General features: G+C 71.4%; 12 protein-coding genes. 5 read left to right on the forward strand and 7 right to left on the reverse strand.

Features of this window, described 5'->3' with window-relative positions:
* Positions 1-417 (reverse strand): enoyl-CoA hydratase/isomerase family protein (locus ABZE72_RS14135; protein ID WP_372729673.1); only part of this gene is annotated, 417 nt, incomplete at its 3' end.
* A gap of 191 nt (positions 418-608) precedes the next feature.
* Between ABZE72_RS14135 and ABZE72_RS14140 the strand changes: the two genes are divergently transcribed.
* Entirely contained in the window at positions 609-767 is a 159-nt protein-coding gene (locus ABZE72_RS14140) for a DUF5679 domain-containing protein (RefSeq protein ID WP_091026547.1), read from the forward strand.
* Between the two features lie 149 nt (positions 768-916).
* Positions 917-1837: a hypothetical protein gene (locus ABZE72_RS14145; RefSeq protein ID WP_372729674.1), complete on the forward strand. Its 921-nt coding sequence runs from the start codon at positions 917-919 to the stop codon at positions 1835-1837.
* Positions 1838-1858: 21 nt separating this feature from the next.
* Here the strand turns inward: ABZE72_RS14145 and ABZE72_RS14150 are convergent, their stop codons facing one another.
* The 5 genes from ABZE72_RS14150 to ABZE72_RS14170 all read right to left on the reverse strand — a co-directional run bounded on the left by ABZE72_RS14150 (position 1859) and on the right by ABZE72_RS14170 (position 5224).
* Entirely contained in the window at positions 1859-2032 is a 174-nt protein-coding gene (locus ABZE72_RS14150) for a hypothetical protein (RefSeq protein WP_372729675.1), read from the reverse strand.
* Positions 2033-2163: 131 nt separating this feature from the next.
* Positions 2164-2328, reverse strand: a complete 165-nt coding sequence (locus ABZE72_RS14155) for a hypothetical protein (RefSeq protein ID WP_372729676.1) — start codon at positions 2326-2328, stop codon at positions 2164-2166.
* 61 nt (positions 2329-2389) lie between these two features.
* Entirely contained in the window at positions 2390-2722 is a 333-nt protein-coding gene (locus ABZE72_RS14160; protein WP_372729677.1) for a WhiB family transcriptional regulator, read from the reverse strand.
* A gap of 125 nt (positions 2723-2847) precedes the next feature.
* Complete coding sequence (locus ABZE72_RS14165) at positions 2848-3039, reverse strand: hypothetical protein (protein ID WP_372729678.1); 192 nt, start codon at positions 3037-3039, stop codon at positions 2848-2850.
* Positions 3040-3184: 145 nt separating this feature from the next.
* Positions 3185-5224, reverse strand: a complete 2040-nt coding sequence (locus ABZE72_RS14170) for an ATP-dependent DNA helicase UvrD2 (protein WP_372729679.1) — start codon at positions 5222-5224, stop codon at positions 3185-3187.
* 106 nt (positions 5225-5330) lie between these two features.
* Between ABZE72_RS14170 and ABZE72_RS14175 the strand changes: the two genes are divergently transcribed.
* Entirely contained in the window at positions 5331-5564 is a 234-nt protein-coding gene (locus ABZE72_RS14175) for a mycoredoxin (RefSeq protein ID WP_372729680.1), read from the forward strand.
* A gap of 63 nt (positions 5565-5627) precedes the next feature.
* Here ABZE72_RS14175 and nudC read toward each other — a convergent pair whose 3' ends face one another.
* Positions 5628-6539 carry an NAD(+) diphosphatase gene (gene nudC, locus ABZE72_RS14180; RefSeq protein WP_372729681.1) on the reverse strand — a complete coding sequence of 304 codons (912 nt, stop codon included), beginning with the start codon at positions 6537-6539 and terminating at the stop codon, positions 5628-5630.
* Positions 6540-6576: 37 nt separating this feature from the next.
* On the opposite strand from nudC, the gene deoD reads away from it, so the two are divergent.
* Both deoD and ABZE72_RS14190 read left to right on the forward strand, forming a co-directional pair.
* A complete protein-coding gene (gene deoD, locus ABZE72_RS14185) occupies positions 6577-7293 on the forward strand; it encodes a purine-nucleoside phosphorylase (RefSeq protein ID WP_372729682.1) in 717 nt (238 codons plus the stop codon).
* A 64-nt stretch (positions 7294-7357) separates the two neighbouring features.
* Positions 7358-7812: NAD(P)-binding domain-containing protein (locus ABZE72_RS14190; protein WP_372729683.1), on the forward strand; the 455-nt coding region annotated here is incomplete at its 3' end.

Here is a 7812-nt window from a genome sequence, read left to right on the forward strand (position 1 = left end):
CACGAATGGCACGCCCATCTTGGCGCCGTCGGCGGCGTACCGGATGTCGCAGGCCAGCGCCAGGCAGAGCCCGGCGCCGATCGCCGGACCGTTGATCGCCGCGATGGTGGGCACTTCGAGCTTCCGGATCGAGAGCCAGGCCCGGTAGAAGGCCATCATCCGGGTGCGCAGGTAGTCGACCGAGGCATCCGGCTCGCTGGCGATCCAGGAGGTGTTGCCGCCCGAGCAGAAGGCAGACCCTTCGCCGGTCACCACGACGACCCGCACGGAGCGGTCGGCGGCGAGCTCGTCGATGGTGGCGATCCACGAGGCGGTCATCTGGTCGGACATCGCGTTGCGCTGGTCCGGGTTGTCGAGGACGAGACGGACGACGCCGTCCGAGGGGCGCTCGAGGCGCAGGTGGGAGGCTTCAGACATGGGCTCACCGTACTGACGCGGACCTCGACCCACCGTGACCGGTTTCACCACGAACGGAGTGCCTACGTCACACCTGAGCGTGAGTGTCGTAGGGTCGAGGCGGCTCAGCGACAACCGTTGCCGAGCTCCGACGGGCTTCCTCATACATCCCCGTCGCGACGACCGAAGAAAAACTAGGCAAGGAGGCCGTCATGGCGGAGACCTGGAGCGGCGAGTTCTACTGCGTGAAGTGCAAGGAGAAGCGCGAGGCCGAGGGCGAGGTGCGAGTCAACGACAAGGGCACGCGCATGGCCAAGGCCGTGTGCCCCGTGTGCAGCACCAACCTCAACCGCATTCTCGGCAAGGCGTAATCGCCCCCACGAGCTGACGTGGCGGCGTCGGACGGTCCCTCGGGGGGCCGGCCGGCGCCGTTTTCGGCATGTGAGGGGCCACCGGCGGTCGCGGTGAGGCTGTGGATGACGCCCCCTCTCCCCCGCCCGGCTGTGCCACTGTCCGGGACATGGCCGCCGTCCCTCCACCCTCCACCCAGCACGCCACCCAGCACGCCAGCCAGCGGCCCGTGCTGCGTCCCGGACTGCGCGTCGTACGTCGAGACGACCGCCACCTGCAGATCGGCATCGACCCGCCCCACCGGCTGATCGTGCCCGACCACCCCGACGTACGGCGGCTGCTCGCCGACGTGCGGTGCGGCCAGCCACCCACCCCGGACTCGCCCGAAGGCACCGACGTGCTCGCGCGCCTGCACGCGCACGGCCTGCTGGTCGACGGCGACCTGCTGGCCACCGCGCAGGCCCGGGCGACGGACCCGGCGTCGGCGGCGGCGACCTTCGCGCAGTTCGGACCCGAGGCCGGCGACCGGCTCGCCGCCCGCCGGTCGGCCCGGGTCCTGGTCCTGGGCGAGTCCGCCGTGCGCGACCCGGCGCTGCGACTGCTGGCCGCGGCCGGGGTGCCGGTGCTGCCGCCCGACGCTGCCGAGGACGACACCACCGTGACCCTGGTGCTGAGCGAGGGGGAGGTCCGACGCGAGACCGTCGACGCGTTCGTCCAGGCGGCTCGGGCACACCTGGTCCTCGTCTGCGGGGCGTTCGAGTGTGCGGTGGGGCCCTTCGTCGTTCCGGGGGTGACGGCCTGCCTGCGCTGCGTCGACGCCCATCTGGGCCACCTGGACCCGCGCCGCGCCACGGTGGTCGAACAGGTGGCCGGCTCCCGGGCTCCCGGCGACCCGGTCGCCCGCGACCCGTCCCTGGTGGCGATGGCGATCGGCTGGGCGGTGCGGGACGTGGTCGGCTACCTGGACGGCGACCTGCCGTCCCTGTGGTCCTCGACGGTGCGGATCGATGCGGGTCTGGCGCTGACCCGACGTACCTGGCAGCGACATCCGCACTGCGGGTGCTCGTGGGGCGACGCGCTCACGGGGTGACGCTCAGCGGCCGGCGGCGGCTCACCAGAACTCGCTGTCGAGCTTGCCCTCCATGGCCCGCAGGTGCTCGCGCGAGCAGGTGTCGCAGTAGGTGCGGCGACGCCCGTTCTCGACCGACGTCGTCCAGGTCAGGGTCGCGGCGGCGTCCTCGGACTCGTCCGGCGCCTGGCGTCCGCAGAAGTCGCAGGTGGTCACCTCGTCAGGCTACGCGCCCGGCGGGGTCCGGACAGCACAAGAGCCGGGTACGACGCGACGGTCGTAACCCGGCTCCTGGCTGGTCCGCGATCAGGGTGGAGGCGCTCCCCGCGGGGGGCGACCACCGATCCCTAGAACGCGCGGGCGAGGGCAAGACGTGCCTGCTGCGCGGCCTCCTCAGCCTTCCGGCTGAGGCGGCGGGCCCGGGCCAGCTGGTGGCCCTGTCGCAACTGGTGCGCCTCTCCCAGACGCGCGGACATGTGTGCCCGCGCCAGGTTCTCCTGCATGAGTTCCATGGTGCTGCTCCTGACTCGTTTCGATGACATGGGTTGTTCCTTCGGTGTGACGTCCGGCCGCCTAGGCGGCGGCCGGGTTCTTGCGGGGCCGGCCGCGGGGGCGCTTGCGGGGGATCACCACTCCTTGGAGGAAGAGCTCACCGCCCCACACCCCCCAGGGCTCACGCCTGTCGAGGGCACCGTCCAGGCAGAGGGCCTGGACCGGGCAGTCCTGACAGAGCGCCTTGGCGAACTCCACGTCGGAGGGCGATTCGGCGAACCACAGCTCCGGGTTGTTCACCCGGCAGGGCAGCAGTTCGGCGTTCACCCGCCCGGCCTGGTCGTGGAGCTTGCCCAGACTCGGCGCTGCCGACGGGGCGTTGACCTCGGTGCGGTCGAGAACGCTGATGGTCATGTGTTCACCTCCTTGGGTGACCTGTCGCTTGATACGGGGAGAGGGAGGAGTTGTCGGAGATACAAAAAGGCCGCGGATCCCGGTGTGGGTTCCGCGGCCTGGAGAGTGCCGTCGCTGCTGAATTCTCAGCAGGACGGTGGTCTCCAGGCAGAGGTCCACGGGAAGTAGCCGTTGGCGAGGCCCAGATCAGCTCCGACGACGGTGGTACGGGTGCGCACGACAGGCGTGACGGCACCGTTGACGCAGGCGTGAGCGGACGAGGGCATGCCGAAGGCAGACGGGATCTGAGCCGTCATCGAGTTCTTGATGCTGATCACTACGTCCACCTCCTTCATTGCTTCGTGCGCGGGTCTTGGCAGGACCGTGATGCGCGGGCTTGTGTTGTCCAGAAAGTTAGCGCCTCCTCCACGTAATGGGCAAACGATTTAATGACCATTTCGTGGGAAATATTTCCGAGGCGGTCTAGTTGACCAGTCCGAGCACGTCCTCGCCGTACTTCTCGACCTTCGCGCGGCCGATTCCGTTGATCCGCAGCAGCGCCTCCGCCGTGGCCGGACGATGCTCGGCGACAAGCTGCAGGGTGGCGTCGGTGAAGACCACGAACGCCGGCACCGACTCCTCGGCGGCCCGCTCCTTGCGCCACTCGCGCAGGCGCTCGAACAGCTCCTCGTCGTACGACGCGGGGCAGTCCACGCACCTGCCCCGCTTCTTCTCGGCCCCGGTGGAGAGCGGACGGCCGCACTCCCGGCAGCTGGCGACCTTGCGGTTGCGCGCGGCTGCGGTGGCGGGCCGTTGATCGGTGGGCAGCAGGCGGTCCAGGAAGCGCGACGGCTTGCGCCCCGCGCGACCTCCGGGGTTGCGCGCCAGCGCCCACGACAGCGCCAGATCCAGACGGGCTCGGGTCATCCCGACGTAGAGCAGCCGGCGCTCCTCCTCCACGGCGAGCGGGGTGTCGGCGTACGTGATCGGCAGCGTGCCGTCCTGGAGGCCGCAGAGGAAGACCGAGTCCCACTCGAGCCCCTTGGCGGCGTGGAACGTGGCCAGCGTGACGCCGTCGGCGACCGGGGCGTGCTGCTCGGAGGCGCGGCGGTCGAGGTCGTCGACGAACCCGGCCAGGTCGCCACCGGTCCGGGCGAACTCGGTCGCCTGGTCGACGAGCGCCTGCCAGGACTCCCAGCGGTCCCGCGTCTGCCCCCGCGCGGTGGGCGCCTCGGCGCTCCAGCCCATCCCCGACAGCGTGCCGTGCACGGTCTCGAGGAGCTCCACGCCGTCGCCGGAGCGGGCGGCGCCGCGCAACCGGGTGACGGCCTCGCGCACCTCCGGCCGGTCGAAGAAGCGGGCCGCTCCCCGGATGACGTACGGGATGCCGCGTGCCGAGAGCGCGTCCTCGTAGGCCTCCGACTGGGCGTTGATCCGGAAGAGGATCGCGATCTCACCCAGGGGCCGACCGGCGTTGCGCAGGGCGAGGATCCGGGCGGCGACGGCCTCGGCCTCGGCGACCTCGTCCGGCTGGGCGGTGAAGGTCACCGCCGGGCCGCTGGGCCGCTGCGCCTTGAGTTCCACGCCGCGGCTGGTGGTGCCGGCGAGGAGGGTGTTGGCGGCGGTGACGATCTCCGGGCTGGAGCGGTAGTTGCGGACCAGGTCGATCGAGGTGGCCCGCGGGAACTTCTGGGCGAAGTCGCGCAGGTACGACGCGTCGGCCCCGGCGAAGGAGTAGATCGTCTGGGCGGGGTCTCCGACGACGCAGATCTCGTCGCGGCCCCCGAGCCACAGGTCGAGCAGTGCGGACTGGATCGGTGAGACGTCCTGGAACTCGTCGACGACGAACCACTTGTACTGCCGGCGGATCTGGGCGGCGACCCGCTCGTCCTCGGCCAGGATGCCGGCGGTCAGCAGCAGCACGTCCTCCATGTCCATCCGACCCTGGGCGCGCTTGACCTCCTCGTAGCTGGCGAAGACGCGGGCGACGGTGTCGTGGTCCTGCCCGGTCACCGAGCGGTTCCGGCTGGCAGCGACCTTGGCGTAGTCGTCGGGGTGGACGTTGCTGACCTTGGCCCACTCGATCTCGGAGGCGAGGTCGCGCAGCAGGGCCTGGTCGCTGGCCAGGCGTTGCCGGCGGGCCGCGGTGGCCAGCAGGCCGATCTTCGACTCGATCAGGCTGGGAAGTTCGGTGCCGTGCACGTGCGGCCAGAAGTAGCGCAGCTGACGCAGCGCCGCGGAGTGGAAGGTGCGGGCCTGGACGCCCCCGGCGCCCAGGGTGCGCAGCCGTCCGCGCATCTCGCCGGCAGCCCGGGTGGTGAAGGTGACGGCGAGCACCTCGGTGGGGGCGTACACGCCGGTGGCCACGCCGTGCGCGATCCGGTGGGTGATCGCCCGGGTCTTGCCGGTCCCCGCACCGGCGAGAACGCGCACAGGCCCGCGCAGCGTCTCGGCGACGCGCCGCTGCTCGGGGTCGAGGCCGGCGAGCAGGTCGTCGGGCCGGGTGGGATCAACCCTGGACATGCGGGAACAACTCCTCCGGAGCATTGGTTAGCCTCGTGTACCCCCGCACCCTAGACGGCAGAGGCGACACTCCCTGATGACTGGTCAGACCCCCGGAACCTTCACCATGTACAGCACCCCCTGGTGCGGCTACTGCCACCGGCTGAAGAGCCAGCTGAACCGCGAGGGCATCCACTTCGAGATCGTCGACATCGAGCAGCAGCCCGAGGCCGCGGCCCTCGTCGAGAAGGTCAACAACGGCAACCAGACGGTGCCGACGCTGGTCTACTCCGACGGCACCGCCCAGACCAACCCCTCGCTGATCCAGGTGAAGCAGAAGCTCGCCAGCCTGGCCTCCTGAGGCGCTCCCCCGGCCAACCACAACTGGCAGGTCAGCGGCTTGGGGGCAACCACAAGTGGCAGCTCACCACTGGCCGGGGAGGGTGTCGCCGTACCAGTGCTCGACGAGTGAGCGCGAGATCGAGACGCCGGCCGGCAGGGCCAGCGTGCCCGCCTCCGCCTCGGCCTTCATCTCCTCGCGGGTGAACCACCGAGCCGCCTCGATCTCGTCGTCGTCCACCTGGATCTCGGTGCTCTCGGCCCGGCCGAGGAAGCCGATCATCAGACTCGCCGGCAGCGGCCACGGCTGGTTGCCGAAGTACTCCACCTCGCCCACCCGGATGCCGACCTCCTCGGCGACCTCGCGGCGTACGGCGTCCTCGAGGGTCTCGCCCGGCTCGCAGAAGCCCGCCAGCGTGGAGTAGCGGCCCTCGGGCCACAGCGCCTGCCGACCGAGCAGGCACCGCTCCGCCGGGGAGCCCGGCTCGCCGGCGGTCACCAGCATGATCACCGCCGGGTCGGTCCGGGGGAACTGCGAGCGCCCGCACTGCGAGCAGACCAGCTCATGGCCCGAGGCCTGCGCCTCCAGCGCCCCGCCGCAGCGCGGACAGAAACGGGTGACGTGCAGCCATTCGGCCAGCCCGAGGGCGTGGAAGAGCAGCGGCGCCTCGTCGAGGCCGTCGGTGGCCAGGTGCGGCAGCAGCCCACGCAGCGGGAACCACTCGTGCTTCTCCCCGGGCACGCTGCCCGGGGGCACGACCACGGCGAAGTGGGCACGCCCGCCCTGCTCCCCCAGCAGCACCCGCAGCCCCTCCGGCGCCTCCTGGGGCGAGAGCCACGGCACCCGACCCGAGACCGGCCGGACCCGGGTGCCGGAGACCAGCAGCACCCGGCTCTCCGGGTCCGCCCACCGCTCGTCCAGCCAGGCCTGGTCCTTGCGGCGTACGCCGGTGCGGTCGTGGGGGTTGGCGGAGAGCCGCAGGTGCGGAAACGTCACGAGCCGAGGCTAACCGGACCTGACTAGGGTGTCGGCCGTGAGCACCCACATCGGCGCCGAGCCCGGTCAGATCGCCCCCGTCGTCCTGATGCCCGGGGATCCCCTACGGGCCCGGTGGATCGCCGAGACCTTCCTCGACGGCGCCGAGTGCTACACCGAGGTGCGCGGCATGCTCGGCTACACCGGCACCTGGCAGGGCCACCGGGTCTCCGTGCAGGGCTCCGGGATGGGCCAGCCGTCGCTGGCGATCTACGCCAACGAGCTGTTCACCTCCTACGACGTGCAGTCGGTGGTCCGGGTCGGCTCCTGCGGCGCCCTGACCGAGAAGCTCGCCGTGCGCGACATCGTGATCGCCTCGGGCGCCTGCACGGACTCCTCGATGAACCGGATCCGGTTCGAGGGGCTCGACTACGCCCCGGTTGCCGACTTCGGCCTGCTGCGGGCGGCGTACGACGCGGCGGTGGCGACCGAGCGCGAGAGCGCGGTGCACGTCGGGCTTATCTTCAGCGGCGACTCGTTCTACAGCCCGCGACCCGAGCTGACCGCACGGATGGTCGAGTACGGCGTGCTCGCGGTGGAGATGGAGGCGAGCGCGCTGTACACGCTGGCGGCCAAGTACGGCCGCCGGGCTCTGGCGATCTGCACGGTCTCGGACCACGTGATCACCGGCGAGGAGACCAGCGCGCAGGAGCGGGAGCAGACCTTCGGCGACATGGTCGAGATCGCACTGACGGCGGCGCTCAGCCAGGACTGAGCTGCGGGTGGCACCCGAGCACCGTCGCTCGGACTAAACCCGCCGCCGAGGGCGTTCTTCCGGCGTGGAGATCCTCGACGCGGTGGTGATCGGGGCCGGCCAGGCCGGCCTCTCCGCCTCCTACCACCTGCAGCGCCGCGAGCTGGCCCATGTCGTGCTGGACGCGGAGGAAGCTGCCGGCGGCGCCTGGCAGCACCGCTGGGACTCGCTGACGATGACGGACGTCCATGGCGTGGCGGCGCTGCCCGACTCCCCGGCTCCGGACCGCGGCGAGGATCCGGCCAACGTCGTGGTGCCGGCGTACTTCTCCGACTACGAGCGGCAGCATCGCCTCCCCGTCGTCCGGCCGGTCCGGGTCGACCGGGTGGTCGACGAGGGCGGGCTGCTCGTCGTGCACGCCGGGCACCGGACCTGGCGCACCCGGACCCTCGTCAACGCAACCGGCACCTGGTCACAGCCGCACCTGCCCGCCTACCCGGGTCGGCAGGCCTTCCGCGGCAGGCAGCTGCACACCGCGAG

The organism is Nocardioides sp. (assembly GCF_041600255.1).
Taxonomy (GTDB): domain Bacteria; phylum Actinomycetota; class Actinomycetes; order Propionibacteriales; family Nocardioidaceae; genus Nocardioides.

What these genes read in the sequence shown, in the direction of transcription:
- ABZE72_RS14140 (WP_091026547.1), top strand. Translation starts at nt 609, where the DNA reads ATGGCGGAGACCTGGAGCGGCGAGTTCTACTGCGTGAAGTGCAAGGAG.
- ABZE72_RS14145 (WP_372729674.1), top strand. Translation starts at nt 917, where the DNA reads ATGGCCGCCGTCCCTCCACCCTCCACCCAGCACGCCACCCAGCACGCC.
- ABZE72_RS14155 (WP_372729676.1), bottom strand. Translation starts at nt 2,328, where the DNA reads ATGGAACTCATGCAGGAGAACCTGGCGCGGGCACACATGTCCGCGCGT.
- ABZE72_RS14160 (WP_372729677.1), bottom strand. Translation starts at nt 2,722, where the DNA reads ATGACCATCAGCGTTCTCGACCGCACCGAGGTCAACGCCCCGTCGGCA.
- ABZE72_RS14170 (WP_372729679.1), bottom strand. Translation starts at nt 5,224, where the DNA reads ATGTCCAGGGTTGATCCCACCCGGCCCGACGACCTGCTCGCCGGCCTC.
- ABZE72_RS14175 (WP_372729680.1), top strand. Translation starts at nt 5,331, where the DNA reads ATGTACAGCACCCCCTGGTGCGGCTACTGCCACCGGCTGAAGAGCCAG.